The following is a 26,774-nucleotide window of genomic DNA, read 5'->3' on the forward strand; positions in this document are numbered from 1 at the left end:
CCATGGCTTCCACAGCATCACCCTCGTCCGCATCCCCTTTTGTTGCCGTGCCGGATTCCCGCTACGCGCACTGCTCGGGCTATGAGATCCACTACATGGACTGGCAGCCTGCGCCCGGCGCGGAGCCTGCGGGTACGGTCATCGCCTGGCACGGGCTGGCACGCACGGGGCGCGACATGGATGCGCTGGCGCAGTTCCTGGCGGGGCAGGGCTGGCGCGTGGTCTGCCCCGACACGCTGGGCCGGGGCCTGAGCCAGTGGAGCCGCGCGCCGCGCGAGGAATACCGGCTGGGCTTCTACGCCCGCATTGCGCGCGGGCTGTTCGATGCGCTGGGGCTGGAGCGCGCGCATTGGGTGGGCACGTCCATGGGCGGGGCGATCGGCACGGTCTGCGCCTCGGGCCTGTTCGAGCCGTCGCTGCGCGCACGCATTGCGACGCTGGTGCTCAATGACAATGCGCCGCAGCTGGCCGAGTCGGCGCTGGCGCGCATCAGGTCCTATGCGGGCCAGCCCCCGTCCTTCGATACGGTGGGCGAGCTGGAGGCGTTCTTTCGCCAGGCCTACCGGCCCTACGGCTGGTTAAGCGACTCCGAGTGGCGCAAGCTCACCGAAACCAGCGTGCGCCGCCTGCCCGATGGGCGCGTCACGCCGCACTACGACCCGGCCATGATCGAGCAGTTCACGGCCCATGAGGACGACTACGGCATCTGGCCGCACTACGACGCGCTGGAGATCCCCGTGCTGCTGCTGCGCGGCGTGGACTCGGACCTGGTGCTGCCCGAGGTGGCCCGGGAAATGACCAAGCGCGGCCCCGGTGCGCGCGGCCTGCTGCACTGGCAGGAGGTGCCCGGCTGCGGCCATGCGCCGGCGCTGAACGTGCCCGCGCACTGGCAATGGGTGCTGGAGCATCTGCAGCGCGGCTGAGCATCAACCCGGGCCGGGCGCGGATGTTGCTGCCGCGCTAGCATTTGCGACGGGTGCAGCCTCGCCTTCTTTTTCGGGTGCGGGCACCGTCTGGGCAAGAGAGGCCTGACATGGGTTTTCTGGTGGAGCTGATCCGCGAGTACGGCTTCGGCATCGTCTTTCTCAATGTGTTCGTCGAGCAATTGGGCGCGCCGATTCCGGCCTACCCGGTGCTGGTCGTGACCGGTGCGCTGGAAGGCGCCGACTGGGTGCGCCTGCTGTGGCTGGTGGCCGTGGCCGTGAGCGCGGCGCTGATTGCCGACCTGTTCTGGTACCAGGCCGGCAAGGCCTACGGCCACCGTGTGCTGGGCCGCATCTGCCGCATCTCGCTGTCGCCCGATGCCTGCATCCGCCAGACCGAGACCGTCTACGGCCGCTGGGGCGCAAGGTCGCTGCTGGTGGCCAAGTTCGTGCCGGGCTTCGCCTCCATCGCCAGCGCGCTGGCCGGCGTGATGGGCACGCCGCTGCGCAGCTTCGTGCTGTATGACGGGCTGGGTGCGCTGATCTGGGTGGGCTCGGCCGTGTACCTGGGCTCGCTGTTCAGCTCCACGGTGGAAGACCTGCTGGGCGTGCTCACCGCGCTGGGCCAGTGGGGCCTGTTGCTGCTGGCCGTGGCGCTGGGGCTGTTCATCGTGCGCAAGTGGTGGCAGCGCCACCGCATGGTGCGTTCATTGCGCATGCCGCGCATGTCGGTGCGCGAGCTGGCGGGCCTGCATGCCCAGGGCATGCAGCCCACGGTGATCGATGTGCGCGCCCTGCCGCAGTACCGCCAGGGCCATATCCCGGGTGCACAGTCCTGGGAGCTGCGCCCGCGCGATGGCGGCGAGTCGCATGCGCACCTGCTGCCCCAGCACGACCATCCCCACGGGGTGGTGGTCTATTGCGACTGTCCCAATGAAATCTCGGCCGCGCGGCTGGCGCGCCAGCTGCAGCGCGCGGGCTTCGCCAACGTGCGCCCGCTGGTGGGCGGCCTCAAGGCCTGGCAGGCGGCCGGCTTCGATGTGGAAACCGCGCCGCTGCCCGTGACGGCCAGCGCGGATGAGGGGCCGGCGCCCAGCGTCCCCTGACCTTGGCCTTGGTCTATTTGCCCGCCGGCATCGAGCAATGCCCGCCTTGCGTGGCCTTGCCCGATCCGGCCGCGATCAGCGGTGCCTCGAAGCGCAGGTCCACGGGGGGCGAGTGCAGGTGGTCCCAGGCCAGGAAGAGGACGAGCACGGCCCAGAAGACCGCGCGCAGGCTGTTCTGTTGTGTCATGGCGGGTCCTTTCAGAAGTTGAAGTGGCGGCGGATGCGCAGGCCGAAGATGGTGCCGGCAAAGGCCAGCGGCACCCAGATCCAGCCGTGGATGCTGCCCGTGGAGATGCCCGAGAGCATGGCGCCCACATTGCAGCCGAAGGCCAGGCGCGAGCTGTAGCCCAGCACCAGGCCGGCTACCAGGGCCACCATCCATTGCGTGCCAGTGAGCGGCTTGGCATTGACGGGCTTGGCGGCAGCCACCCACAGGGCGCCGCCCAGGATGCCGATGTTGGTGATGCTGGTCACATCCAGCAGCACGGTCTCGTGCAGGCGCGCGGCGTTGCCGGGCTGGCTCCAGAACCAGTTGCCGGCCAGGTCCACGGCGCCTGTGGCGTTGGCGATCTTGGCGGCCCACAGGCCGAAGCCGTAGACCACGCCCCAGGGCTGGCCCGCAATGATGAGGTTGAGCGTGGCCAGCACGGCCAGCAGCACGGCGCCCACCACCCACTTGCGCACGAACAGCGGCTTGGCGGGGCGCTTGAGTGCCACGTTGGCGCCACGCACATACCAGGCCACGCCCAGCGCGACCACGGCCAGCGCAGCCAGCGTGGCCAGCAGGGCAGGGGCCCAGCCCCAGGCCGTGACCAGGCCCACGGGCTGGGTGTTGCCCAGGTCCAGCCACCAGCCCAGGTGCAGGCTGCCCAGGAAGCTGCCGATGGCAAACACGGGCAGGATGGCCGCATTCATGGGAATGCCCATGCCGGCCTTGTACAGCGTGCCGCTGCCGCAGCCGTCCGCGATCTGCATGCACAGGCCGAAGACGAAGGCACCCACCAGCAGGCTGATGCTGGGCGGGCCCAGGGCAGCCGTGAGTTCGGGATAGTGGCCCAGCAGCGGCATGGCCAGCGCGGCGGCCAGCGCCAGCAGCAGCAACTGGCCGAAGACGCCGCTGGCGTCCTTGTCCTCGATCAGCATGCGCCAGCCGGTGGTGAAGCCGAAGCGCTTGCCGGCCAGCACCGCGCCCAGGCCCAGGCCCACGGCGAACAGCGCGGCCTGGCGCACCGAGACGCTCCACAGCAGCCAGCCAAAGAAAACGGCCAGGATGGCCGCAAGAGGAAGTCGTTTCATATCATTTTTCTCCATGCAGTCGCCCTCCCCCGCGAAGCGGGTAGAGAGGCGCCGTGCCACGGGGGAAAGGCGCGCAAGCGCCTCAGGGGGTGTTTACTTGAACTTTTTTTCCCACCACTGCTTGGCGTCGTAGGCCAGGGATTCGGCGCGGCCGGGCTGGTTGGCCATGGGCGGCGCATCGGCCTGCTGCGTCCAGTCCACCATGGAGCCCGCATACAGCTTGACGCCCGGCAGGCCTGCGACTTCGGACAGGCCGAACCAGTCGGTGGCCGCCCAGTGGCCGGTGTTGCAGAAGGCCACCATGTCCTGGCCCTGCTCGCGCTTGACCTTGGCCGCGATCTGCTTGGCCGTTGCGGTATCGACAAAGGTGGAGGTGCCGGGCACGAACCACTGGTTGAAGTCCAGCTGCTGCGCGCCGGGCAGGGTGCCCGAGAGCTTGGCGGCCGGCGCGCGTGTCTTGCCCTGGTAGAAGGCGTCGGGGCGCGAGTCCACCAGGGCGGCGTTGCTGAGCCTGACATGCTGGCCCACATCCTCGCGCGTGGCGATCAGGCTGGTGTCCAGCTGGGGCTGGTAGCTGCTGCGGGCCACTTTGACGGCCTCGTTGTCCTGCGGGAGCTTTTGCTCGTTCCAGGCCTTCATGCCGCCGTTGAGCACGGACAGCTCCTTGAGGCCCAGCAGCTTGAGCGTCCAGTACACGCGCGCTGCGGCGCCGAAGTCGGTGGCGTCCGCGCCCGTGGAGACCACGATGGCGTGGGTGGCCGGCGTCAGCCCCAGGGACTGCACGAGTTCGGTGAGCTTGGGCAGCTCGGGCAGTTCGCCGGGATTGGTGGCGGGGCCGCGCCATTTGCCGTAGGGAGCGTTGAGCGCACCGGGAATGTGGCGCTCGCCATAGGCCTTGGGATCGCGGATGTCGATGATGCGCACGGCGTCCTGGCCGGCGGCGGCCTGCACGCCTGCGGGCGTGAGCAGGGGTTCGGCGGCGTGGGCCGTGCCCAGGGCAGTGCAGGCGAGGCCCAGCGCCAGCAGCGGGGCCGCCAGGCGCAGAGCAGGGGAAAAGGTCTTGGTCATGATGGCTGGGGCCGGCCATGGAAGACCGGCGGGACAAGCAACAGAGGTGCAATTGTCCCGCTTGCAGCATCTATATACAAAGACGCTTATGCATTCTGCTCATGAGACAGGGTTATATGGCGCGGTGCACAGGATGCAGGACGGCCTCAGCGCTGTGCGCCCACGGCCTTGGCGCGCTCCAGGCTGGCGTCCAGTTCGGCCTGCGGCGCCTTCTGCGTGGGCCAGCCCTGCATATGCTGCTGGGCGATGCGGCTCAGCGCCGTGATCCAGGGCGCGCTGTCGTTGAGGCAGGCAATGAACTCGAACTGCTCGCCACCGGCATGCATGAAGGCCTCGCGCGCTTCCTGGCTGATTTCCTCCAGCGTTTCCAGGCAGTCGCTGGTGAAGCCGGGGCAGACCACGTCCACCCGTTTGGTGCCGCTGCGTGCCAGCTCGATCAGCGAGGGCTCGGTATAGGGCTCTAGCCATTTGGCCTTGCCAAAGCGCGACTGGAAGGTCACCAGGTATTGCGAGGGCGACAGGCCCAGGCGCTCAGCCAGCAGGCGGGCGGTCTTGCGTGATTCGCAGTGGTAGGGGTCGCCCAGGTGCAGCGTGCGCTCGGGCACGCCATGAAAGCTCATGACCAGCTTTTCGCCACGGCCGTTGCCGCGCCAATGGGCCTCGATGCGCTGGGCCAGGGCATCGATGTAGGAAGCGTCGTCGTGGTAGCGGTTGACGAAGCGCAGCTCGGGGATGTGGCGCTGGGTGCGGGCCCAGTCGTAGACCGCATCGAACACGCTGGCCGTGGTCGTGCCCGAGTACTGCGGGTACAGCGGCAGGATGAGGATGCGCGTGGCGCCTTCGGCCTTGAGGGCATCGAGCACGCTGGGGATGGACGGGTTGCCATAGCGCATGGCATGGCGCACCAGCACGTTGTGCCCGGCCTCGCCCAGCCAGCCGCGCAGCAGCAGGGCCTGGCGCGCGCTCCAGTGCTGCAGGGGGGAGCCGTCCTTCTCATGCCAGACGGTGGCGTACTTGGCCGCCGACTTGGCCGGCCGCGTGCGCAGGATGATGCCGTGCAGGATGGGCAGCCAGGCAATCCTGGGGATCTCGACCACGCGGTCGTCGCCCAGGAATTGCGCCAGGTAGCGGCGCACGGCCGGGGCCGTGGGCGCGTCGGGCGTTCCAAGGTTGCACAGCAGCACGGCGGTGCGCTGGGGTTGGTCGTGGCGGAATGGAGGTTCTGGCGCGAAGCGGGAAGGCATGGGGCCGATTGTGGCAGGACGGAGCCGCCTGCCACGCGAGTCGGATGACCCGGCTGCTGCCGGCAACGGCTGCCTTCGCTATGCTCGAACCATGTCCCAAGCCACCATCGCCCCCCTCGCCGAATCCTCTCTTGACCCTGCATTGGCCGCATTGCAGCAGCTGCGCCGCAGCGGCCGCATCCGCGCCATTTCCATCGACCTGGACGACACGCTGTGGCCCGTGTGGCCGGCCATCTCGCGTGCCGAACAGGTGCTGCTGGACTGGCTGCACGCCCATGCGCCGGCCACGGCCGCGGCGCTGCGCGACGTGGCCGCCGTGCGCGCCATCCGCGTGCAGATCGAGCGCGATCGTCCCGACCTGGCCCATGACCTGAGCGGCCTGCGCCGCGAGTCCATCCGCCTGGCGCTGCAGCGCAATGGCGACGACGGCGCGCTGGCCGAGCCGGCCTTCGATCTTTTCTTTGCCGAGCGCCAGCGCGTGGACCTGTACGAGGACGCGCTGCCCGCCCTGCAGTTCCTGGCCGCGCGCTGGCCCGTGGTGGCCTTGAGCAATGGCAACGCCAGCGTGCATGTGGTGGGCATCGGCGAGCATTTCCATGCCGCGCTGAGCGCCAGCAAGGCCGGCATGGCCAAGCCCGATGTGCGCTTTTTCCACGCGGCAGCGGCGGCGGCTGGCGTGGCGCCTGACGAGGTGCTGCACATTGGCGACGACGCGCGGCTCGACGCGCTGGGCGCCATGGATGCGGGTATGCACGCAGTCTGGCTCAACCGCACGGGCGTAGCATGGCCTCACGAGGGGTCCACGCCCCACGTCACGGTGGCCAGCCTTGCGCAGTTGTGCCAGGGGCTGGCTGACAGCTGACCCTGCCTGCCCGCGAAGCCGCGCCACGCCATGCCCATCAGCCACAGCACAGCTTTCCTTCACCCCCCCGTCCTCCCCGCCGTGCGCAGCATCGGCTGGAAACACCCCCTGAGCTGGCTGGCGCGTGGCGCGCGCGACATGGCCAGGGCACCCTGGCTGAGCCTGGCTCATGGCCTGGTGTTGACCTTGATCGGGTTTTTGATCTTGACGCTGGGGCACAATCGCTTTTGGCTGATGGCCGGGGCCCTGTCGGGGTTCCTGATCGTCGGCCCTGTCGTGGCGACCAGCCTCTACGCCATCAGCCGTGCGCTGGAGCGTGGCGAGGCTGCCGATCTGTCCCTGGTGCGGCGTACCTGGACGCGCTGGCAAAACGGCCATGCGGCCAAGGCCGAGGGGCAGGGCGGCTACTGGTGCCTGGTGCAGTTCGGGCTGCTGCTGTCGCTGGCGGCCACGGGCTGGGTGCTGGTGTCGGCGTCGCTGATCACCGTGCTCTCGCCCGTGCGCATCGCCACCCCGGCGGATTTCGTGCAGCACGTGGTGCTGGCCCGCGACGGGCAGTTGTTTGCGATATGGCTGGCGCTGGGCAGTTTTCTGGCAGCGCCTATTTTTGCGTCCAGCGTGGTGGCCATGCCGCTGATGCTGGACAGGCGGGTGACGGTGCGCCAGGCCGTGCTGACCAGTTGGTTGGCCGTGCTGGCCAACCCTGTGCCTCTGGCACTGTGGGCCGCCCTCATTGTGTTGTTGACCCTGCTGGGCCTGGGCAGCTGGCTGCTGGGACTGGTGGCCGTGATGCCCGTGCTGGGGCACGCGAGCTGGCACGCGTACCGCGATCTGGTCGATGCGTCGGCCTTCCCGGCGCGTTGAGCCGGGCGGGCCCGGAGCGGCCGGGCCTGCAGGGGAGGATGTAGGACGGTGTTGTCGTGATATTCGGGTATACAGAAGAACAGATCGCCCATTTCTTCCTCACCTATGGCGTGGGGGCCTTCATCCTCTTCATGGTGTTCATCATCCTGCAGCTGGCGCGCCAGTCCAAGGCAGGAAAGTTCGGCACCTTCGTGATTTTCCTGGGCCTGGGCGTGGGCTTTGTCGGCTACATCGCCAAGATCGTCATCCAGTGGTGGATGGAAAAATGATCGTCACCCCCTGAGCCGCTGCGCGGCTTCCCCCTCTCTCGCTTCGCGGGAGGGGGACGACACCCTCGCGGCGGGGCGGCCCTTGCTCGGTGTCCCAGGCTTTGGGCTGCGTCGGGTTTTTGTGCCCTGCTCAGCGCGCCTATCTTCCTGGCCTGCCTGCTCCTTGCTGCGCCTCTATTCCGCCTTGGCCCCCGCAGCCTTGATCACCGGGTCCCAGCGCTTGATTTCGGCGGCGGTGTGCTGGCGCAGGGCGTCGGGGGTGAGGCGGTCTGCGGGCGGGATGATGACGCTCATGTCCGTGAAGCGCTTGACCAGGGCGGGCTCGGACAGGGCGGTGCGCAGGGATTTGTTGAGGCGCTCGATGACGGCCTGGGGCGTGCCTCGCGGGGCGTACAGGCCGTGCCATACGGCAAGCTCGAAACCGGGCTGGCCGGCCTGCGCGAAGGTGGGCACATCGGGCAGGGAGGGCAGGCGTTCGCGCGTGGCGACGGCGTAGCCCTTGAGCATGCCCGCCTGTATGTGCGGGCCGGTGGCCACGGGCTGGTCGCAGATGACATCGACATTGCCTGCCACCAGGTCCTGCAGGGCCGGGCCGGTGCCACGGTAGGGCACCAGGGTGGCCTCGGTGGAGGTGGTCTGCAGCAGCAGCATGGCGCACAGGTGGGAGGTGGCGCCTACGCCGGCATGCGAGAAGCGCACTTCGCCCGGCTTGGCCTTCATGTGGGCGATGAAGTCCGCCAGCGTGGCGGGCGCAAAGCCTTTGCTGCGCACCAGGATCATGGGCACGTCGCCGGCCAGCGCGATGGGTTCCAGGTCGCGCCTCACATCGAAAGCGAGCTTGCTGTAGAGCGCGGGCGCCGTGGCGATGCCCATGTTGTGCAGCAGCAGGGTGTGGCCGTCGGCCTGGGCGCGTGTGACGCGGCTGGTGCCGATGGTGCCACCGGCGCCGCCCAGGTTCTCGACGATGACCTGCTGGCCCAGGTCGCGCGTCATGGCCTCGGCCAGCACGCGGGCCAGCACGTCGGTGGAGCCTCCGGCCGCGTAGGGAACGACGATGGTGACGGGCTTGTTGGGGAAGGCCTGGGCGGCAAGGCTGGCTGCTGCCAGCGCGGCGGCGAGAAGGGTCTGGGCGAGGGGATTGCGGATGAGGGGGCGCATGGGTTTGTCTCCTGGAGGCGCGTGCAGGGGCCGCCGGCTCTGTGCGGCCGGTTGTCGGTGGCGTGTTTGGTGGCGTGAGGCAGTAAGGCAAGGGCCGCATGCGGCCCTTGACGACGGCGAGACGGCGCAGGCTCAGGCCGGGGCCACGTACCTGTACAGCTCGGTGTGGTCGGCGGCGGGTCCCAGGGACCTGGAGGCCTCGGCCGCCATGGCGCTGACCTGTTCGGCCAGTGCCATGGGCGTGTGCATGGCCTGGCCCAGCGACAGGGCAATGCCCACGTCCTTGGCCTGCAGCGCCAGCGAGAAGCCCGAGTTGAAGGCACCGTTCAGCATGAACTGGTGGGCCTTGTTTTCGGTGGTGTTGTTCTTGCCGGTGGAGGCGTTGATCACGTCCACGATGGTGGCCGGCGCAATGCCGAAGGCCGCTCCCGCATGGATGGCCTCGGCCGTGGCGATCAGGGCCGCCGCCGAGACATAGTTGTTCAGCGCCTTGAGCGCATGGCCTGCGCCCACGGGGCCGACATGGGTGATGGCCTGGCCCATGCGCTGCAGCAGCGGCAGGTACTGGGCGAGCAGGTCCGCATCGCCGCCGACCATGATGGACAGCGTGCCCGCAATCGCGCGCTTGACGCCGCCGGAGACCGGCGCATCCAGCAGCCCGATGCCGCGCTCGCCCAGCAGGCCGGCCAGCGCGCGCGTGCGGTTGGGGTCGGCCGAGCTCATGTCGATGATGCAGGCGCCGGGCGGCAGGTGCGGTGCCAGTTCGCCGACCACGGCATCGACGATGCGGGAGTCGGGCAGCATGGTGAAGACCACGCTGCAGCCGGCAAAGTCGGCCGCGCCGGATGCCACGGCCACGCCCGCATGTTCCTGCGCGAATCGTGCGGTGGCGGCGGGCACGGCGTCCCGGATGACCAGGGCTTGCCCTGCGGCGTGCAGCAGGTGGGCCATGGGCTGGCCCATCATTCCGAGGCCGATGAATCCTATGGTGGTCATGCTGCGGGCCTCAGATGTCCATCTCTTTGAAGACTTCCGAAGCCACGCGGAAGGAGTCGATGGCGGCCGGCACGCCGCAGTAGATGGCGGTCTGCAGGAAGACCTCCTTGACCTCTTCCTTGGTCAGGCCGTTGTTGATGGCGCCGCGCACATGCAGCTTGAGTTCATGCGGGCGGTTCAGCGCCGTGATCATGGCCAGGTTCAGGAAGGAGCGCGTCCTGCGGTCCAGGCCCGGGCGGTTCCAGACATCGCCCCAGCAGTACTGGGTGACCAGCTCCTGCATGTCGATATTGAAGTCCGTGGCGTTCTGGATGGACGCATCGACATACTCGGCGCCCAGCACCTCGCGGCGGGTGGACAGGCCCTGGTCGAAGAGGGCGGGGTTCTTGGGGGCGTAGGCTCGGGTCATGAAAACTCCTGATGGAAGGCGGTGAAGGTGTCTTTCGGTGGAATGGATTTAATCAGATTGTCAGACAATCCTACTTGATGAAAATCGGAATTGCCTGCCGGGCCAGGTGTGTGTATGACAATCCGTCAGTCCGTCCGGCCCCTGGATTGGCGGGTAGGATTCGTCCCATGAACCAGATGCTGCGTGTCCCCCGCGAAGAAACGTCGCTGCGCCTGCGCACGACGCAGACCCTGCGCACGGCCATTCTCGATGGCGTGTTTGCGCCGGGCCAGAAGCTGTCCGAGCGCGAACTGTGTGAGAGCCTTGATGTGAGCCGTTCGTGCCTGCGCGAGTCCCTGCAGCACCTGCAGGCCGAGGGGCTGATCACCATCGTTCCGCACCGGGGCCCCGAGGTCACGGACATCTCGATGCAGGAAGTGCGCGATATCTACGAGGTGCGGGCCAGCCTGGAGGGGCTGGCCAGCCGGGGCTTTGCGCTGCATGCCTCGGCTGGCCAGCGCGCCGCGCTGCGCGCCAAGCTGGGCGAGCTGGCCGTGCCCGCCGTGGCCAGCGACAAGGTGGCCCTGCTGGCGATCAAGAACCAGTTCTACGACATCCTGATCGAGGGCTGCGGCAATCTGGTGGCCGGCCAGATGCTGCGGCAGCTGAACAACCGCGTGACGGTGCTGCGGCGCATCTCCATGTCCCAGCCCGGGCGCCTGCCGCAGACGCTGGCCGAGCTGGATGCCATCGTGGCGGCAATAGAGCTGGGCGATGCGGACCAGGCTGCGCGCCTGAGCGCCGATCACGTGCAAAAGGCCGGCCAGGGCGTTCTGCGCGCCATGGCCGAGAAGGCTGGCCCGGCCAGCTGATGCCGGAGCCTGGGCCTGCGCTCAGTCCGGCTTGACCTGGGCGCGCTTGAGCACCTTTTGCCAGCGCGCCTGCTCGGTGGCAATGAACTGCGCGAACTGCTGGGGCGTGCTGCCGATGGGCTCGGCCGCATCGCCCTGCAGGCGCTTGAGCGCGTCGGGCGCCTTGACGGCCTTGGCGCATTCGGCAGCCAGCTTGTCCACGTGGGCTTTGGTCATGCTGGAGGGGGCGAGCATGCCGTACCACTGCGTCATCTCGAAGCCCGGGAAGCCCTGCTCGGCCACGGTGGGCACGTCGGGCAACTGGGGCAGGCGCTGGGTCGATCCCGTGGCGATGCAGCGCACCTTGCCTGCCTTGATGAAGGGCAGCAGGGCGGCAGCGCCGACCGAGGCAGCGTCCAGGCGGCCTGACATCAGGTCCGTCATCATCGGCCCCGTGCCGCGATAGGGCACGTGCAGCATGAAGATCTCGGCCGTCATCTTCAGGTACTCGAAGGCCAGGTGCCCGGCGCTGCCATTGCCGGCCGAGCCGTAGCTGAGCTGGCCGGGTTTTTTCCTGGCATAGGCGATGAGTTCACGCAGGTTCTTGACCGGCACGTCGGGGTGGACCACGTAAAGGCTGGGCACCTTGGCCAGCAGGCTGACGGGCTGGAAGTCCTTGTTCGCGTCGTAGGGCAGCTTGTCGAAGATGTAGGGATTGACGGCCAGGGTGCCGATGTGGCCCAGGATGACGGTGCTCTGGTCATCGGCGCGCGCCACTTCCTGCATGGCGATGTTGCCGGCCGCGCCGGGCTTGTTGTCCACGAAGACGTTCTGGCCCAGGGTCTTGGACAGCTCGGCGGCCGTGGAGCGCGCCACGATTTCCGAGCTTCCGCCCGGCGCAAAGGGCACGACAAAGCGGATGGGCCGTGTGGGCCAGGCGTCCTGCGCCAGCGCGGCCGCAGGCAGCAGGCCAGACAGGGCCATGGCGCCCGTGCCGGCCAGCAGTTGGCGGCGGCTGAGCGGGGGCAGGTCTGCGTGGTGAAGAAAGTCGCGCGAAGGCATGTCTGGTCTCCTGGATATCGTTGTAGTGGATGGTCCGCAGCAGATGCGGCGCCAGCGATGGTGGCGCTGGCGGCTGTCAATCTGCTGTCAAACCGGGGTCCGCAGGCTACGGAGATACCCGGGGGTCAGTCGGTGTGTGCTGTGCGATGGGCTGCGGCTGCGGCCTCGGCAGCCTGCATGCCGCTGCGCACGGCGCCTTCGATGGTGGCCGGATACGGCCCGTCCACATGATCGCCGCAGGCCCACAGGCCGTGGCCCAGCTCCAGGCCGGGCCGCTGAAGTTGGGGCAGGCAGGCGAAGGTGGCGCGCTTGTCGATCACGGTGCGCAGCGCAACCAGTCCATGCCAGCCCAACTGCGCCCGTGCCTGGGCCAGCACCTGGGCCTGCAGGGTGTCGCGGTCCGATGCGCTGTCGCTGATGACGAAGGCCATCAGGCCCTGCGGGCCGCCGAGTTGTCCACGGTCGAAGACGAATTGCGCAGGCGCATCGGGCGTGGAGCGCAGCGCCAGCCAGGGCGCGCCCGGGGGCAATGTGTGGGAGGGATCGCCGGTCTGCGCATAGACGGTGGCAATGGGGCGGTGCTGCAGGTCCTGGGCCAGCTGCGCCCAGCGCTGCAGGGCTATGCCGTCGCGTGCAGGCAGGCTGTCGTGCTCGGCGGCGGTGAGTGCCAGGCGCGCGGCCTCGGGCGCGGGGCAGGCCAGCAGCACGGCGTCAAAGGGCGCGTCTTCGCCCTGGGCTGCGCCCAGCGTCCAGTGCGGGCCCTGGGGTTGCAGTTCGGCCACGCGGCTGCCCAGGCGCACGGCGTGGCCGCGCTCTTGCAGCCACTGCGCGGCCGGCGCGGGGAACAGGCTGCCCAGGTCACGACGCGGCACCAGGAAATGCGAGCCGCCACGGCCGCTGAACAGCGCATCGCGCAGCACGCGAAGGAACACCGTGCCGCTGGCCAGGTGAATGGGTGTGTTGAGCGCCGAGATGCACAGCGGGTCGATGAACTCGCTGACCAGGCGCTGCGGCAGGCCGGCGCACAGGTCGGCCACGGTGGCTTGCGGCACGCAGCGAAAGCCCGCCAGCCGCCAGCGCACGGCACGCGCCAGCAGGGCTGCACGCTCGCCCAGGCTCCAGCCGCGTGCGGTGGCAATGCCGGCCAGCGCATCCAGCGGCGCAGGCCAGTCGGGAAAGCGCAGGCCGCTGCCATCGGCGTAGGGCAGGGCCATGGGCTGGCGGTGCAGCGCCCGTTCAGGGTCCACACCCACCTCGCGCATGAGGCGCAGGCTTTCGGTGTACGCACCGATGAGGATGTGCTGGCCGTTGTCCACGCGCAGCGGGCCCTGTGGCGTGTCGAGGTCCATGCCGCGCGCACGGCCGCCGGGCTCGCGTGCGGCCTCGTGCAGGGTGATGTGCCAGCCGCTGCGCGCCAGCGCAAGGGCGGCCGCGAAGCCGGCCCAGCCGCCGCCGAGGATGGCGGCGCGCGGCTTGTCTTTGGCGCTGTCTCTGCTCACCGCGCCATGCGCCCCAGCGCCTGCATCTTCCAGGCCAGCCACAACTTGCGCAGCGGCGGCAGGCTGATGCGCTGGTGCAGCACGCGGAAGTCGTCGGCCTCAATCTCGCGCAGCAGGGTGCGGTAGATGCTGGCCATCATCAGGCCGGGCTTTTGCGTGCGGCGGTCGGCCGCGGGCAGCAGGGCCAGGGCCTCGTCGTAGAGGCGGTGGGCGCGCTCGGCCTGAAAGCGCATCAGCGCGGTGAAGCGGTCCGAGTATTCGCGCTTGGTGATCTCATGCGCCTTGACGTCGAACTGCTGCAGCTCGCTGATGGGCAGGTAGATGCGTCCGCGCATGGCGTCCTCGCCCACGTCGCGGATGATGTTGGTCAGCTGGAAGGCCAGGCCCATCTTGTGGGCGTAGGCCGTGGTTTCTTCCTGCGTCTGGCCAAAGATGCGCGCGGCCACTTCGCCGACCACGCCTGCGACCAGGTGGCAGTAGCGCGCCAGGCCCGGGAAGTCGAGGTAGCGGGTCTGCTCCAGGTCCATGCGGCAGCCGTCGATGACCGCCTGCAGGTGGCGCTCTTCGATGCCGTAGACCGGGGCATGCGGCATGAGCGCCCGCATCACGGGATGGGAGGGCTTGCCTGCAAAGGCCTGGTGCACTTCGTTCTGCCACCAGCCGAGCTTGGTGGCGGCCACGCCGGGGTCGGAGACTTCGTCCACCACGTCGTCCACTTCGCGGCAGAACGCATAAAAGGCGGTGATGGCGGCACGGCGCTCGCGCGGCAGGAAGAGGAAGGCGTAATAAAAGCTGCTGCCCGAGGCGGCAGCCTTGTCTTGGACGTACTGATCCGGATTCATATGGGGCCGGATTGTCCCATGGACGGCTTGGGGCCAAAGCCTGGGTGTCGCAACGGCCGGCCCGCCATCACATGCGCAGGGCGCGCCACAGCAGCAGCGGCGCATCGGCCTTGCCGACGGTGGGGCGGCGGTAGAGGCTGGCGCCCTGCAGCGCATCGACCTTGTCCAGGATGCGCAGCCCGCCCTGCACGACCAGGCGCAGCTCCCAGCCGATGCGGCCCGGCAGGCGGTGCACCAGCGGTGCGCCGGACTGCATCAGTGCACGCGCCCAGGCCGATTGGTCGGCCAACAGCGCGCGCACGGCAGGGGTCAGTGCAGCGGGCTCGGCGCGCAGGTCTTCACGCCGCACGCCATGGGCGGCGCAGTCGGCATCGGTCAGGTAGTGGCGCTGGCGTGGCAGGTCCACGCTGAAGTCCTGCCAGAAATTGATCAGCTGCAGGGCGGTGCAGATGGCGTCGCTGCGGGCCAGCGATTCGGCATCGTCCACGCCGTACAGATGCAGCAGCAGCCGGCCCACGGGATTGGCCGAGCGGCGGCAGTACTCGAGCAGCTCGGCGCGGTCGGCGTAGGTGGTGCCGGATTCGGTCTTGCGCACGTCCTGCGCGAAGGCGCTGAGCAGATCGTCCATCAGCGCCAGCGGCAGCTGGTGGGCGCGTACTTGCGGTGCCAGCCCTGCAAAGACAAGAGGCCAGGCCGTGCAGGCGAGCATGGAGGCCTCGCCTTCGGTGCCCAGCGCCATCAGGTCGGCACGGTAGGCGGCCAGCGCGGCCAGGCGCTCGGGCGGCGTGGCGTCGCCCTCATCGGCCAGATCGTCTGCAGTGCGTGCGAAGTGGTAGAGCGCGGCAATCGGCGGGCGCAAGCGGGGCGGGCACAGCCAGGACGCCACGGGAAAGTTCTCGTAGTGCGTGACCGGGGCGGGGGAGGCGGGCAGGGTGGGAGCGGTGGACTTCACGGTGGCCGATTGTCGATGCTGCGCGCAAGGCCATGCATTTCACTTGACGGGCTCAAGGGCTTCTCCTAAATTACTAACCCGTCAGTCAGTAAACGGCGCCAGCCAGCTGCCGCGGCATGTTGCCCGGATCTTGCAGCCCGCAGCCGCTTTTCGCACCAGCCCTCCCGGATCCACATGCCCGACTTGCCATCGAACCCTGCCGCGCGCGCTTTGCCGCGCCATCTTCTTCTTGCCCCTCTGTGCCTGGCCGCCGCGCTGGCGCTGGGCGCCTGCTCCAAGGCCGAGCCGCCGCCTGAGCCGGTGCGCGCCGTCAAGCTGCTCACCGTAGGCGTGGGCGCGCTGGACACGCAACTGGAGTACGCGGGCGAGGTGCGCGCGCGCATAGAGTCGCGCCTGGGCTTTCGCGTGGCCGGCAAGCTCGTTCGCCGCGAGGTGGAGCTGGGCCAGCACGTGCAGGCAGGTCAGTTGCTGGCGCGGCTCGATGCCAGCGACTACCGGCTGGGAGCTGACGCCGCGCGCGCCCAGGTGGCGGCCGCGACCACGCAGCGCGATCTTGCCGCCGCCGATGTGAGGCGTTACTCGCAGCTGAAGGCGCAGAATTTCATCAGCGGTGCGGAGCTGGAGCGGCGCGAGGCCACGCTCAAGTCCGCCCAGGCCACGCTGGACCAGGCCAAGGCGCAGCTGGCATCGCAGAGCAACCAGGAGGCCTATGCGCAACTGCTGGCCGATGTGCCCGGCGTGGTGACCGGCATTGACGCCGAGCCGGGCCAGGTGGTGTCGGCCGGCTCGCCCGTGGTGCGCATTGCCCAGGACGGCCCGCGCGACGTGGTGTTCGTGGTGCCCGAAGACAAGCGCGGCGCCATCCGCGTGGGCCAGAAAGTGAATGTGCGCCCGTGGTCGGCCGGCATGCAGCCGCTGCAGGGCCAGGTGCGCGAGGTGGCGGCCAGTGCCGATCCGGTCACGCGCACCTACCAGGTGAAGGTGGCACTGCCCGCGTCGGATGCGGCCGCCGTGCCGCCGCTGGGCGCGACGGTCCATGCGCTGCCCGAGGGCATGGGCCCCACGGGCCAGCCCGTGATCAAGCTGCCCACCACGGCGCTGCGCCAGGAAGGCGGCGGCGGCCAGGGCACGGCCGTGTGGGTGTTCGATGCCGCCAGCAGCACGGTGAAGCTGCAGCCCGTGCAACTGGCCACGGCCGATGGCAACGAGGCCGTGATTGCCGCCGGCCTGACGCCCGGCATGCAGGTGGTGGCCGCCGGCGTGCATGTGCTCACGCCCGGGCAGAAGGTCACGGTCTATCAGGACCGGTATGACAAGACGCAGCAGCCGGCACAGGCGCCTGCCGCCGCAGGTGCCGCAGCTTCCGCAGGTGCTGCGTCCAGCGGGGCGGCCCAATGAGCGGGCCCAAGCACAAGGCGCCGCAGGGCGGGCACTTCAATCTTTCGCGCTGGGCGCTGGACCATGTGGCGCTGACGCGCTATTTCATGGTCGTGCTGCTGCTGCTGGGCTTTGCCTCGTACTTCCAGCTGGGGCAGGACGAAGACCCGCCCTTCACCTTCCGCGCCATGGTGGTGCGCACCAACTGGCCGGGCGCCACGGCGCAGCAGATGGCCGAGCAGGTCACCGACAAGATCGAGCGTACGCTGCAGGAGGTGCCCTACGCCGACAAGATCAGCAGCTACTCCAAGCCCGGCGAGTCGCTGATCATCTTCCAGCTCAAGGACAATTCGCGCCCCGGCGATGTCCAGCAGCTGTGGTACACGGTGCGCAAGAAGATCGGCGACATGCGCTACACCCTGCCGCAGGGCGTGCAGGGGCCGTTCTTCAATGACGAGTTCGGCGATGTCTATGGCGTGATCTACGCCCTGCAGGCCGACGGCTTCAGCTACGCCGAGCTCAAGACCATGGCCGACGACGTGCGTCAGCAGCTGCTGCGCGTGCCCGATGTGGCCAAGGTCGAGCTGTTCGGCGTGCAGGACGAGAAGGTCTACATCGAGCTGTCGCAGCGCCGCCTGTCGCAGCTGGGCCTGGACATGAACCAGGTGCTCGGCCAGCTGGGCCAGCAAAACGCCATCGAGGGCGCAGGCGTGCTGCAGACGCCGCGCGAGGATGTGCAGGTGCGCGTGGCCGGCCAGTTCCTGGCGGTGGATGAGCTGCGCGCCATGCCCATCCGCGGCGCATCGGGCGCGCAGCTGCGTCTGGGCGATATCGCCGAGATCCGCCGCGGCTATGCCGATCCGGCCAATGTGAAGGTCCGCCACCAGGGGCGCGAGACGATTGCGCTGGGCGTGTCCATGACCAAGGGTGGCGACATCATCCGCCTGGGCAAGTCCCTGCGCGGCGCCGTGGGCGACATCGCACGCACGCTGCCGGCCGGCGTGGAGCTGGCCAACATGCAGGACCAGCCCAAGGCCGTGGCCGACTCGGTCAACGAATTCCTGCAGGTGCTGATCGAGGCCGTGGTGGTGGTGCTGGCCGTGAGCTTCATCAGCCTGGGCCTGCACAAGCGCGAGGGCCACCAGCCGCTGTGGAAGCGCTGGTACATCGACCCGCGCCCGGGCCTGGTGGTGGCCATCACGATCCCGCTGGTGCTGGCCGCGACCTTCCTGGCCATGTGGTACTGGAACATCGGCCTGCACAAGGTGTCGCTGGGCTCGCTGATCATCGCGCTGGGCCTGCTGGTGGACGACGCCATCATTGCCGTCGAGATGATGGTGCGCAAGATGGAGGAGGGCTACGAGAAGTACCGCGCCGCCACCTTTGCCTACGAGATCACGGCCAAGCCCATGCTGACCGGCACGCTGATCACGGCGGCAGGTTTCCTGCCCATCGGCATGGCCAAGTCCATGACGGGCGAGTACACCTTCGCCATCTTCGCGGTGACGGTGATTGCGCTGGTGCTCAGCTGGTTCGCCTCGGTGTACTTCGTGCCCTACCTGGGCATGTTGCTGCTCAAGCGCCCGCCGCACGCGGCCACGCTGCCGCCCGAGGTGGCCTCGGGCGAGGTGCCCATCGAGGAGACCAACCTCAATGCGTCCTCAGCCGAGCATGAGGTCTTCGACAGCCCGTTCTACAACCGCTTCCGGCGCGCCGTGAACTGGTGCGTGACGCACCGCTGGCTGACCATCGCCATCACGGTGCTGGTCTTCGCGCTGGGCCTGGTGGGCATGTCGCGCGTGCAGCAGCAGTTCTTCCCGGATTCCAGTCGGCCAGAGGTGCTGGTGGACATCTGGTTCCCCGAAGGCACGTCGCTGGCCGCCAACGAGGCCGTCACGCGCCGCGTGGAAGAGCGCTTCATGAAGCTCGACGGCGTGCGCACGGTCAGCGAATGGGTAGGCTCGGGCGTGCCGCGTTTCTACCTGCCGCTGGACCAGGTGTTCCCGCAGAACAACGTCTCGCAGTTCATCCTGGTGGCCCAGGACCTGCCCACGCGCGAGCGGCTGCGCAAGGCGCTGCCGGCGCTGCTGGCCCAGGAGTTCCCCGAGGTGCGCGGCCGCGTCAAGCTGCTGCCCAACGGGCCTCCGGTGCCTTATCCGGTGCAGTTCCGCGTGTCCGGCACCGATCCGCAAAAGCTGCGTGCCTATGCCGACGAGGTCAAGCAGGCCATGATCGCCAACGCCGACATGCGCGGCGTCAACGACAACTGGAACGAGTCCGTCAAGGCCGTGCGCCTGGAGGTGGACCAGGACAAGGCGCGCGCCCTGGGCGTGAGCAGCCAGGCCATCGCCCAGGCGGCCCGCGTCATGCTCAGCGGCTCCACCGTGGGCCAGTTCCGCGAGGGTGACAAGCTCATCGACATCGTGCTGCGCACGCCGTATTCGGAGCGCGACGCCATCACCGACATCGCCAACGCCTACCTGCCCACGGCGTCGGGCAAGTCGATCCCGCTCACGCAGATCGCCAAGCCCGTGATGGTCTGGGAACCCGGCGTGATGTGGCGAGAAAAGCGCATGTTCGCCATCACCGTGCAGGGCGATGTGCGCGAGGGCCTGCAGGGCGCAACGCTGACCCATGCGCTGCTGCCCGGCCTGCGCGAGATCGAGTCGCGCTGGCACGCTGCGGGCGACACGGCCTACCGCATCGATGTGGCTGGCGCCGTGGAGGAAAGCTCCAAGGGCTCGGACGCCATCGTCGCTGGTGTGCCCGTGATGCTGTTCCTCACCTTCACGCTGCTCATGCTGCAGTTGCGCAGTGTCAGCCGTTCACTGCTGGTGTTCATCACCGGGCCGCTGGGCATTCCCGGCGTGGCGGCGGCGCTGCTGCTGTTGGGCCGGCCCTTCGGCTTCGTGGCGCTGCTGGGCGTGGTGGCGCTGATGGGCATGATCCAGCGCAACTCGGTGATCCTGATCGACCAGATCGAGACCGACCGCGCGCGCGGCGTGCCGGCCTGGGACGCCATCATCGAAGCCGCCGTGCGCCGCCTGCGCCCCATCGTGCTGACGGCCGCCGCCGCCGTGCTGGCCATGATCCCGCTGTCGCGCAGCGTGTTCTGGGGCCCCATGGCCGTGGCCATCATGGGCGGGCTGATCGTGGCCACAGTGCTGACACTGCTGGCGCTGCCGGCCATGTACGCCGCCGTGTTCCGCGTGCGCCGCGAGCCCACGCATTGATGCGGCGAAAACGCAGAGGCCGCCGCTCAAATCCGGGGTATGGCAATGCACCCCGCAATTGCGGCTAGAATCTGCGCCCTGACCTAGGAGCCGCCGCGCAGGCGGCTCCCCCAAGAACCAGCGCGGGTGGCGAAATTGGTAGACGCACCAGGTTTAGGTCCTGACGCCAGCAATGGTGTGGGGGTTCGAGTCCCCCCCCGCGCACCACGCACCAACGCCGCTCAACTGCGGCGAACACTGCTCAAGCCCGCTTCCTGTAGAGGAGGCGGGCTTTTTTCTGGGTCTCCGCTGCAAAACGGAACAGGTTGAAACCGGCACAAAACAGCGCAAAATCACATCACAATCCCGCGCAGATCCCGCTTGTGATCCCGCGCGGGCGGCAGGAGGTGGGATGGCGTATTTCCGGAAGGTGAAGAACGGCTGGCGGGCCGAGGTGGAGCGTGCGGGCATCCGGCGCACCGCCACGCGGGCGACCAAGGCCGAGGCGCAGGGCTGGGCCGTGGCCGAGGAGGCGGCCATTCTGGCCGGCGCGCGCGGGGAGTTTCCGCGGCGCACGCTGGCCGAGGCGGTGGAGCGCTATCGGCGCGAGGTGACCGACAAAAAGACGGCCAGCACGGCGCGGGCCGACCATTTGCGCTTTGATGCCTGGCTGCGCGAGTTTCCCGAGCTGGCGGCCAAGGTGTTCCACGAGATCACGGGTGACGACCTGGCGCGCTGGCGCGATGCGCGGCTGCAGCAGGTCTCTGGCGCCAGCGTGCTGCGCGAGGCGCAGCAGTTCCGTCCGATCTGGACGCTGGCGGTCAAGCAGTGGAAATGGGTGGGCAAGAGCCCCTGGCCCGAGATCAAGCTGCCGGCCAAGTCCCATGCGCGCCGGCGCACGGGGCAGTGGAGCGAGGTGCGGCGCATGCTGCGCTCGGCCAATGTCTCGCCGCGCCTGGCGCCTGTCACCGCCATGGAGCAGACGGCCTGGACCATGCTGGTGGCCCTGCACACGGCCATGCGCAGCGGCGAGATCCTGCGCATGGGCCGCAGCAATGTGGATCTCAAGCGCCGGGTCTACCACCTGCCGCACCACAAGACCGAGGCCAAGGTGGGCGAGCGCCATGTGCCGCTGACGCGCCGTGCCGTGCGCCTGCTGCGCGTGCTGGACGCCGCCGCCGAGGCCGCCGGGCGCGACGCCTACTGGACCATCAGCGACGCCAGCCGCGACACGCTCTACCGCAAGCTGCGCGACCGGGTGATGGTGGAGGGCCTGCGCTTCCATGACCTGCGCGCCACGGCGCTGACCTGGCTGAGCAAGCGCGTGGATGTGATGACGCTGGCCCGCATCAGCGGCCACGTGGATATCAACGAGCTGTTCAATACCTATTACCGGGAGACGGCCGAGGACATCGCGGCACGGTTGTAGGCAGGATGGCTGCCAGGAATATCACTCCAATATGATATATTGACAATATTATTCTGGAGTGATAATTTCAATTCATCATCTTGAGATGATATTTTGAATGCCCTGGCCAGGAGAACACCATGGACCACCTGTTGCAACTGCCCGATCAGCTTGCGCTGCACCTGAAGTCGCTGCGCAAGGCCGCTGGCGTGAGCCAGGCCCAACTGGCACAGCGGCTGGGCGTGTCCCAGTCGCGTGTGGCGGCGATAGAGCGTGACCCGGCCGCCATCAGCGTGCGCCAGCTGATGGAGATCCTGCAGCTGCTGGATGTCGATCTGCTCATGCGGCCCAGGGCGGATGCGGTGGCTTCTTCTGCGTCTGCACCTGTGCCTGTGCCTGTGCCTGTGCCTGTGCCTGTGCCTGTGCCTGTGCCTGTGCCTGCGCCTGTGCCTGTGCCTGTGCCTGCTGCGTTGAAGGTGGCCGAGCCCGCTCCACAACCGTACGCGGGTGACAACGTGCCCCGCAAGCCCGCCGACCGCCCCGTGGCCTTCAAGCCGCAGGCGCTGCCGCCGCACTGGCAGGACCGCAAGCCGAAAGGGTCCTGGTGATGGCGGCGCTGGGCGTCTGGATGAATGGGGAGCGGGTGGGCACCTGGGAGGTCACGCGCACGGGCCGCCATGTGTTCGCCTATGACCCGGCCTGGCCGCAGAGCGCGCATGCGCGGCCGCTGTCACTGTCCATGCCCTTCACGCGCGACCTGACGGTGGCGGGCGAGGTGGTGGCCCACTATTTCGACAACCTGCTGCCGGACGGCGAGGGCATTCGCCGGCGCATTCACCAGCGCTTCGGGCTGCGCGGGATCGATGCGTTTTCGCTGCTGGAAGCCATTGGCCGCGATTGCGTGGGTGCCGTGCAGCTGCTGCCCGAGGGGGCCGTGCCCGACGGTTTTGACCAGGTGCGCTTCGAGCCGCTGAGCGAGGCGCAGATTGCCGAGCACCTGGCCAGCCTGGGTGGTGGGTTTGGCGCGCTGGAGGTGGACCAGGAGTTCCGGCTGTCCATTGCCGGTGCGCAGGAGAAGACGGCGGTGCTGCGCCATGGCGGCCAGTGGTGCCGCCCGCTGGGCGCGACGCCGACCACGCATATCCTGAAGCCGGCCATCGGCGTGGTGCCGCACTGGCACTACGACCTGAGCGAGTCAGTGGCCAATGAGTGGCTGTGCGCCCGCCTGCTGGCCGAGCTGGGCTTTGCCGCGGCCGACAGCAGCATCGAGAGCTTTGGCGGGCAGCAGGTGCTGTGCGTGGAGCGCTTTGACCGCGCCTGGACGGCGCAGGGCTGGATTGCGCGTCTGCCCCAGGAGGATTTCTGCCAGGTGCGCGGCGTTGCCAGCGCCAACAAGTACGAGACCCACGGCGGGCCCGGCATGCTGCAGTGCCTGCAGGTGTTGCAGCATGGCAGCGAGCCTGCCCAGGATTGCGCCCGCTTCGTGATGGCCCAGCTGGCGTTCTGGCTGCTGGCGGCCACGGACGGGCATGCCAAGAATTTCTCTGTGTTTCTGCAGCCGGGCGGCGGCTATGAGATGACGCCGCTGTACGACGTGCTGTCGGCCTGGCCCATCATCGGCCATGGCCACGGCAAGATCGCCCGCCAGCGCGCCAGGATGGCCATGGCCCTGCCGGGGCGCAGCCGCCACTACCGCCTGGCCGAGATCCAGCGCCGCCACTGGAAGGCCTTGGCCGAGACCACGCGCATCGCAGGCCTGTGGGAAAGCATGGTGGAGATGGTCGAGGCGCTGGACGGTGCCATAGCCCGGCTGCAGCCGCGCCTGCCGGCCAGCGTGCCGCAGCCTATGGCCCGGCAGATCTTCGACGGGGCGCGCGACCAGGCACGCCGTTTTCTTGCGGGCAGCGATCACTGAGCGCACGGCGATGGCCTGGTGCCGGCTCACCGGCGCCCCTCGGCCCAGGCCTTGACGTCGGCCATGCGCCAGTAGCGGATGCGGCGGCTGGCGTTGATGAAGGGCTTGGGAAAGTCCGGGCGCTTGGTCAGGCGCGCGGTGACGTGCTCGCGGCTCAGGCCCAGGTAGTTGGCGATGCCCTGGGTGTCCAGGCGCGGGGCGCTGTGAAAGAGTTCCATGTTCTGTTGCGTCATTGCGGTGTTCTCCGATGTCGTGTCCGGTGCTTGGGTGCTTGATCAGGCCTGGCGCGGCGTGATGGACTTGCCTGCCTTCTTGCGCTCCACACGTTCAACTCGCTCGACTCGCTCGACTCGCAGAACGGGCCGGCCGCTGGCCAGCAGGGCACAGGCCTGGGCGTGGCTGGCGCTGGCCGCCTTCAGGCGCAGCACGGGCAGCAGGCGGGCGTCGGCCAATTGATCCAGCTGCGCGGCGTCCACGCCGTGGGGGATGAGGGTGGCGCGGTAGCTGCGCAGGGCGGTGATGTTGTGGTGCATGGTGGGTCCTCCAGGGGTGGATCAGCTGGTAAAGAAAGGGGGGGTGGATGGCGTGGCGCCGGATGCGGGGCGGTGCAGCACGGAATGGGACACTGGATCGGCACCCGAATCGGGCCCGGCCGGGTTGGCACGGTCCTCGCGCTGGTGCCCGCCGCGGCCGATGAGGGCGCGCAGCGTGTGGCCCGTGAGCCGGGCCGTACAGTTATTGAAACCAGTCCAAGCGCGCGCCAGCGGCGCGCGGGCGGGCAGGGCGGGAGGGGCCACGTCGGCGACCTCGGCACCCTCGGCGCTTTCTGAACCTTGGGTTTCCTGGAACTCCAGCGTGGCGCGCGCCACGCTGCGCCAGGCGATGCGGCGCGAGACCAGCCACTGGCCGCGCCGGGTTTCCAGGCCCACCACGCGGCCGCAGCCGGGCGCGATGGCCTCGCCGTATTGGTTGACGGCGCCGGCGGGCACGGGGCGGCGTGCCATGCGCAGGTGCCAGCGGTCGCGGGCCAGGCAGTGGCCGCCCATGGCTTCCATGTAGCGGCGCCAGTCGGCGGGGATGTCGGGCCCGTGGCGGTGGCTGGCGCCCCAGGCCTTCCAGCTGGCCTTGTCGCCGTCGATGCGGATCTGTTCGACCTGGTCCTTGCTGACACGGCGCAGCTCGCGCCAGACGCAGACGCTGGGCATGCCCACGGCCTGGAACTGGCGAATGCCCCAGCAGGCAGCCCAGGCGTCCACGCGGCGGTGGCCGGGCATGCCGCCCTGCTCCACATCCCACAGGCGGCCCTGCACCACGTCCAGGTGGTCGGCCAGGGCCGCATGGCCCACGCTCTTGGCGATGTACTTGGCAACGTAGCCGGCAGCGCCGCCGCCGGTCATGCGCTTGACGTTGACGCGGTTGCGCTGGGCACCACGCTCGTCGCCATCTTCGCTGAGCCACCATTTGCGGATGGCGGCCTCGATGTGCTGGGCGTGCTCCTCGCACTCGGCCCAGACCAGGGCGTGCCAGTGCGGCGTGGCGTCATGGTGCGGCTCGGCCACGCGGATGCCGTACATGGCGATGCGCTGGCGGCCCAGGTGCGATCGCACGCGCGCCCACATGGTGCGCAGCCACAGCTGGGCATCGCGCGGCGTGCTGTGGCCGTCGTAATGCGGATTGGGGCGCGGCCGGCCGCCGCTGCCCAGCGTGACGGCGTGAAAGCGGCTGGGCGCCGTCAGCGTGAGAAAGAGGCCGACGTGGCTGCGCGCGTCGGCATATTCCTCTGCGCCGCGGATGCGCGTCATCAGCTCGCCGCCACGGATCACGGGGTTGGCCGGCGACAGCGCGGCCAGCTCGGCCAGGGTGAAGACCTGGCCGGCCTCGTTTCGGTATAGGCTGCGCTCCAGCGCGCGGGCGTTGCGTTCGATCTGCGCGGTGCGCCGGCGCACGGTGGCGTTGCTGGCATAGCCGCCGGCGCTGCGGTTGACGATGCCCAGCTTGACGGCGCCGGCCTCCACGGTGCGCGTGACGTGGCGGCGCAGCATGCGGCGCCACCAGGCCGCGTCCAGCGCGCGGCGGATGGCGGGCTCGCCGGCCAGCGGCGTGCTTTCCTGCAGGCCCAGCATGCGCAGCATCAGCCGCACCAGGTCCACGCGTGCGGCCAGGTCCATGTTCTGGGCCTGGGCGCCGGCGTCGAGCTCACCGACTTCGTCGCTCAGGCGCCTGGCCATCTGGCAGATCTCGTAGTCGTCCAGATTCCACTCGGCCGCACGGCCGTGGCGGCTGGCAAAGTCGTCAATGGCGGCCAGCGCGTCGTGGCAGGCAGCCCATTCGGGCTGGCCGTTGGCGTGTTGCGCGCCCTTTTGCCAGTCGCCCAGGCCCAGCAGCTTCATGGGCTGCAGCCACTGCGGGGGCAAGGCTTTTTCCAGCGCCTGCATGGCGCGCTGGACCATGTGGGGGCGGGGCTTGTGCTGGTCCCATTGCTGCAGGCTGGCGGTGCGCAGCCTGCGGCCGGTGGATTTGGCGGCGAGCAGGACGGACATGGGCTCAGGTCCTCAGGGCCAGCGCGCGCAGCGGCAGCAGGCAGGTGCGCAGCGCTCGGATCTGGCGGCGGATGGCGTCGCGCTCGGGCGGCGGCATTTCGCGCCAGTCGCGCAGGGCCAGCTCCTCGATCTCGCCGTCTATGCCCGCCAGCAGCACCAGGGCCATGCGGTAGTGGCTGGCCAGGCCCGCCCATTCGCGGCTTTCGGCGCTGCCCGAGCGGCCGTTGGAGGCGCGCTGCGCGGCTTCGCGCTGCAGCTCGCGCAGGCGGATGCGGCAGTCCCTGACGCTCAGGCGCTGGTAGGCCTCGGGCAGTGCGGGCGGGTCCACGGGCCGGTATTCGGGCCGGTATTCGGGCGCGGGCGCATCGTCTGCCTGCAGCAGTCGCATCAGATCGGAAAGGCGCAGGTCGCCGAGCTTCATGGTCTGTCCAGGTCGTTTCAGGGTGAGCGCATCCCGCAGGGCCTTCATGCAGGCTCCGCAGGTTGCGGGAAAGGGGGTGGGGTGGCGGCGGTGCAGGCGGGCTGCCCGCGCGCCGGGTGGGGCGCCGTCAGGAGAAGGCGCCCCGGCCGCGCTAGCTGCGCGCGCCTTGGGGGGATTGGGCGGATTCGGCCGCCTGGGCTGCGCGGTGCGCTGCGCCTTCGTATTGCGAGGACGGCATGGCGTCCAGCTGGGTCTGCAGCAGCTTGCGCTTGATGTGCGTGCTCATCGGCAGGATCACCATGGGGTTGGGAATGGCGCTGGGGCTGATGGTGCGGTTGATCTCGGTGACCGCCGAGAACACATGGCCGCACTCGAAGTTGCGGCATTGGAAGATGGTCTCGCGGCTGGTGCTGGTCAGCTGCAGGCTGGTGCGGGTGTAGGCGTGTTCGTTGCAGTGGGGGCACATCATGCGCATGGCAGGCTCCTGGGGGCAGTTGGGATCGAAGACAAGGCGGTGAACA

At 69.1% G+C, this 26,774-nt stretch carries 27 protein-coding genes and 1 tRNA gene; 12 read left to right on the plus strand and 16 right to left on the minus strand.

Annotated features, from left to right (window positions below):
* Nucleotides 1-2: 2 nt before the first annotated feature.
* Both ACF8LI_RS21445 and ACF8LI_RS21450 read left to right on the plus strand, forming a co-directional pair.
* A complete protein-coding gene (locus tag ACF8LI_RS21445; RefSeq protein WP_392414040.1) occupies nt 3-923 on the plus strand; it encodes an alpha/beta fold hydrolase in 921 nt (306 codons plus the stop codon).
* 110 nt (nt 924-1,033) lie between these two features.
* On the plus strand, nt 1,034-2,029 hold the full coding sequence (locus tag ACF8LI_RS21450; protein WP_016454055.1) for a rhodanese-like domain-containing protein: 996 nt from the start codon (nt 1,034-1,036) through the stop codon (nt 2,027-2,029).
* A gap of 13 nt (nt 2,030-2,042) precedes the next feature.
* Here ACF8LI_RS21450 and ACF8LI_RS21455 read toward each other — a convergent pair whose 3' ends face one another.
* The 4 genes from ACF8LI_RS21455 to hemH all read right to left on the minus strand — a co-directional run bounded on the left by ACF8LI_RS21455 (nt 2,043) and on the right by hemH (nt 5,637).
* Entirely contained in the window at nt 2,043-2,216 is a 174-nt protein-coding gene (locus ACF8LI_RS21455) for a hypothetical protein (RefSeq protein WP_016449605.1), read from the minus strand.
* Between the two features lie 11 nt (nt 2,217-2,227).
* Nucleotides 2,228-3,325 carry a YeeE/YedE thiosulfate transporter family protein gene (locus tag ACF8LI_RS21460; protein WP_016454056.1) on the minus strand — a complete coding sequence of 366 codons (1,098 nt, stop codon included), beginning with the start codon at nt 3,323-3,325 and terminating at the stop codon, nt 2,228-2,230.
* Nucleotides 3,326-3,418: 93 nt separating this feature from the next.
* A complete protein-coding gene (locus ACF8LI_RS21465) occupies nt 3,419-4,393 on the minus strand; it encodes a sulfurtransferase (RefSeq protein ID WP_017404609.1) in 975 nt (324 codons plus the stop codon).
* A 146-nt stretch (nt 4,394-4,539) separates the two neighbouring features.
* Nucleotides 4,540-5,637 (minus strand): ferrochelatase, encoded by a 1,098-nt coding sequence (gene hemH / locus ACF8LI_RS21470; protein WP_141834017.1) that lies wholly within the window; start codon nt 5,635-5,637, stop codon nt 4,540-4,542.
* 91 nt (nt 5,638-5,728) lie between these two features.
* Here hemH and ACF8LI_RS21475 point away from each other — a divergent pair, with 91 nt between their 5' ends.
* Genes ACF8LI_RS21475 through ACF8LI_RS21485 form a run of 3 tightly spaced genes read left to right on the plus strand, consistent with a single transcriptional unit; the run spans nt 5,729 to nt 7,632 of the window.
* Nucleotides 5,729-6,499, plus strand: a complete 771-nt coding sequence (locus tag ACF8LI_RS21475) for an HAD family hydrolase (protein ID WP_392414041.1) — start codon at nt 5,729-5,731, stop codon at nt 6,497-6,499.
* 30 nt (nt 6,500-6,529) lie between these two features.
* On the plus strand, nt 6,530-7,363 hold the full coding sequence (locus ACF8LI_RS21480; RefSeq protein ID WP_392414042.1) for a DUF2189 domain-containing protein: 834 nt from the start codon (nt 6,530-6,532) through the stop codon (nt 7,361-7,363).
* Between the two features lie 56 nt (nt 7,364-7,419).
* On the plus strand, nt 7,420-7,632 hold the full coding sequence (locus tag ACF8LI_RS21485; protein ID WP_012204482.1) for a DUF2788 domain-containing protein: 213 nt from the start codon (nt 7,420-7,422) through the stop codon (nt 7,630-7,632).
* Nucleotides 7,633-7,806: 174 nt separating this feature from the next.
* Here the strand turns inward: ACF8LI_RS21485 and ACF8LI_RS21490 are convergent, their stop codons facing one another.
* The 3 genes from ACF8LI_RS21490 to ACF8LI_RS21500 form a co-directional block, all read right to left on the minus strand.
* The gene (locus tag ACF8LI_RS21490) at nt 7,807-8,790 is read right to left on the minus strand and encodes a tripartite tricarboxylate transporter substrate binding protein BugD (RefSeq protein WP_034391666.1); all 984 of its coding nucleotides are present in this window, start codon (nt 8,788-8,790) and stop codon (nt 7,807-7,809) included.
* Between the two features lie 132 nt (nt 8,791-8,922).
* Nucleotides 8,923-9,786, minus strand: a complete 864-nt coding sequence (locus tag ACF8LI_RS21495) for an NAD(P)-dependent oxidoreductase (protein WP_392414043.1) — start codon at nt 9,784-9,786, stop codon at nt 8,923-8,925.
* A gap of 10 nt (nt 9,787-9,796) precedes the next feature.
* Nucleotides 9,797-10,195 carry a carboxymuconolactone decarboxylase family protein gene (locus tag ACF8LI_RS21500; RefSeq protein ID WP_012204485.1) on the minus strand — a complete coding sequence of 133 codons (399 nt, stop codon included), beginning with the start codon at nt 10,193-10,195 and terminating at the stop codon, nt 9,797-9,799.
* 167 nt (nt 10,196-10,362) lie between these two features.
* Between ACF8LI_RS21500 and ACF8LI_RS21505 the strand changes: the two genes are divergently transcribed.
* The gene (locus tag ACF8LI_RS21505; protein ID WP_392414044.1) at nt 10,363-11,046 is read left to right on the plus strand and encodes a GntR family transcriptional regulator; all 684 of its coding nucleotides are present in this window, start codon (nt 10,363-10,365) and stop codon (nt 11,044-11,046) included.
* A gap of 21 nt (nt 11,047-11,067) precedes the next feature.
* Here ACF8LI_RS21505 and ACF8LI_RS21510 read toward each other — a convergent pair whose 3' ends face one another.
* The 4 genes from ACF8LI_RS21510 to hpnC form a co-directional block, all read right to left on the minus strand.
* Nucleotides 11,068-12,087: a Bug family tripartite tricarboxylate transporter substrate binding protein gene (locus tag ACF8LI_RS21510; RefSeq protein ID WP_392414045.1), complete on the minus strand. Its 1,020-nt coding sequence runs from the start codon at nt 12,085-12,087 to the stop codon at nt 11,068-11,070.
* A gap of 125 nt (nt 12,088-12,212) precedes the next feature.
* Nucleotides 12,213-13,586, minus strand: a complete 1,374-nt coding sequence (hpnE, locus tag ACF8LI_RS21515; RefSeq protein ID WP_392414046.1) for a hydroxysqualene dehydroxylase HpnE — start codon at nt 13,584-13,586, stop codon at nt 12,213-12,215.
* Nucleotides 13,583-14,428, minus strand: coding sequence for a presqualene diphosphate synthase HpnD (gene hpnD, locus ACF8LI_RS21520; RefSeq protein ID WP_017404285.1), 846 nt, complete (start codon nt 14,426-14,428; stop codon nt 13,583-13,585). Before hpnD ends, hpnE begins: the two co-directional genes overlap by 4 nt.
* 67 nt (nt 14,429-14,495) lie before the next feature.
* Nucleotides 14,496-15,380 carry a squalene synthase HpnC gene (gene hpnC / locus ACF8LI_RS21525; RefSeq protein WP_392414047.1) on the minus strand — a complete coding sequence of 295 codons (885 nt, stop codon included), beginning with the start codon at nt 15,378-15,380 and terminating at the stop codon, nt 14,496-14,498.
* A gap of 174 nt (nt 15,381-15,554) precedes the next feature.
* On the opposite strand from hpnC, the gene ACF8LI_RS21530 reads away from it, so the two are divergent.
* From ACF8LI_RS21530 to ACF8LI_RS21555, 6 genes are all read left to right on the plus strand, one after another.
* A complete protein-coding gene (locus ACF8LI_RS21530) occupies nt 15,555-16,778 on the plus strand; it encodes an efflux RND transporter periplasmic adaptor subunit (protein WP_016449590.1) in 1,224 nt (407 codons plus the stop codon).
* Entirely contained in the window at nt 16,775-19,990 is a 3,216-nt protein-coding gene (locus ACF8LI_RS21535) for an efflux RND transporter permease subunit (protein ID WP_392414048.1), read from the plus strand. The genes ACF8LI_RS21530 and ACF8LI_RS21535 overlap by 4 nt, the downstream gene beginning before the upstream one ends.
* A 120-nt stretch (nt 19,991-20,110) precedes the next feature.
* Nucleotides 20,111-20,197, plus strand: a tRNA-Leu gene (locus tag ACF8LI_RS21540).
* Between the two features lie 184 nt (nt 20,198-20,381).
* Entirely contained in the window at nt 20,382-21,398 is a 1,017-nt protein-coding gene (locus tag ACF8LI_RS21545) for a tyrosine-type recombinase/integrase (protein WP_046242107.1), read from the plus strand.
* Between the two features lie 119 nt (nt 21,399-21,517).
* Nucleotides 21,518-21,985, plus strand: a complete 468-nt coding sequence (locus ACF8LI_RS21550) for a helix-turn-helix domain-containing protein (protein ID WP_392414049.1) — start codon at nt 21,518-21,520, stop codon at nt 21,983-21,985.
* A complete protein-coding gene (locus tag ACF8LI_RS21555; protein ID WP_392414050.1) occupies nt 21,985-23,292 on the plus strand; it encodes a type II toxin-antitoxin system HipA family toxin in 1,308 nt (435 codons plus the stop codon). Before ACF8LI_RS21550 ends, ACF8LI_RS21555 begins: the two co-directional genes overlap by 1 nt.
* A gap of 26 nt (nt 23,293-23,318) precedes the next feature.
* Here the strand turns inward: ACF8LI_RS21555 and ACF8LI_RS21560 are convergent, their stop codons facing one another.
* The 5 genes from ACF8LI_RS21560 to ACF8LI_RS21580 form a co-directional block, all read right to left on the minus strand.
* A complete protein-coding gene (locus tag ACF8LI_RS21560; protein ID WP_012204496.1) occupies nt 23,319-23,525 on the minus strand; it encodes an AlpA family transcriptional regulator in 207 nt (68 codons plus the stop codon).
* A gap of 42 nt (nt 23,526-23,567) precedes the next feature.
* The gene (locus ACF8LI_RS21565; RefSeq protein WP_016449585.1) at nt 23,568-23,825 is read right to left on the minus strand and encodes a hypothetical protein; all 258 of its coding nucleotides are present in this window, start codon (nt 23,823-23,825) and stop codon (nt 23,568-23,570) included.
* Nucleotides 23,826-23,846: 21 nt separating this feature from the next.
* Complete coding sequence (locus ACF8LI_RS21570) at nt 23,847-25,832, minus strand: replication endonuclease (protein WP_392414051.1); 1,986 nt, start codon at nt 25,830-25,832, stop codon at nt 23,847-23,849.
* A 4-nt stretch (nt 25,833-25,836) separates the two neighbouring features.
* The gene (locus ACF8LI_RS21575) at nt 25,837-26,253 is read right to left on the minus strand and encodes a hypothetical protein (protein WP_277849691.1); all 417 of its coding nucleotides are present in this window, start codon (nt 26,251-26,253) and stop codon (nt 25,837-25,839) included.
* 151 nt (nt 26,254-26,404) lie between these two features.
* Nucleotides 26,405-26,728, minus strand: coding sequence for an ogr/Delta-like zinc finger family protein (locus tag ACF8LI_RS21580; protein ID WP_099734180.1), 324 nt, complete (start codon nt 26,726-26,728; stop codon nt 26,405-26,407).
* Between the last annotated feature and the right edge of the window lie 46 nt (nt 26,729-26,774).

This window comes from Delftia sp. WSY_12, from assembly GCF_043104645.1.
GTDB classification, from domain to species: Bacteria; Pseudomonadota; Gammaproteobacteria; order Burkholderiales; family Burkholderiaceae_C; genus Comamonas; species Comamonas tsuruhatensis.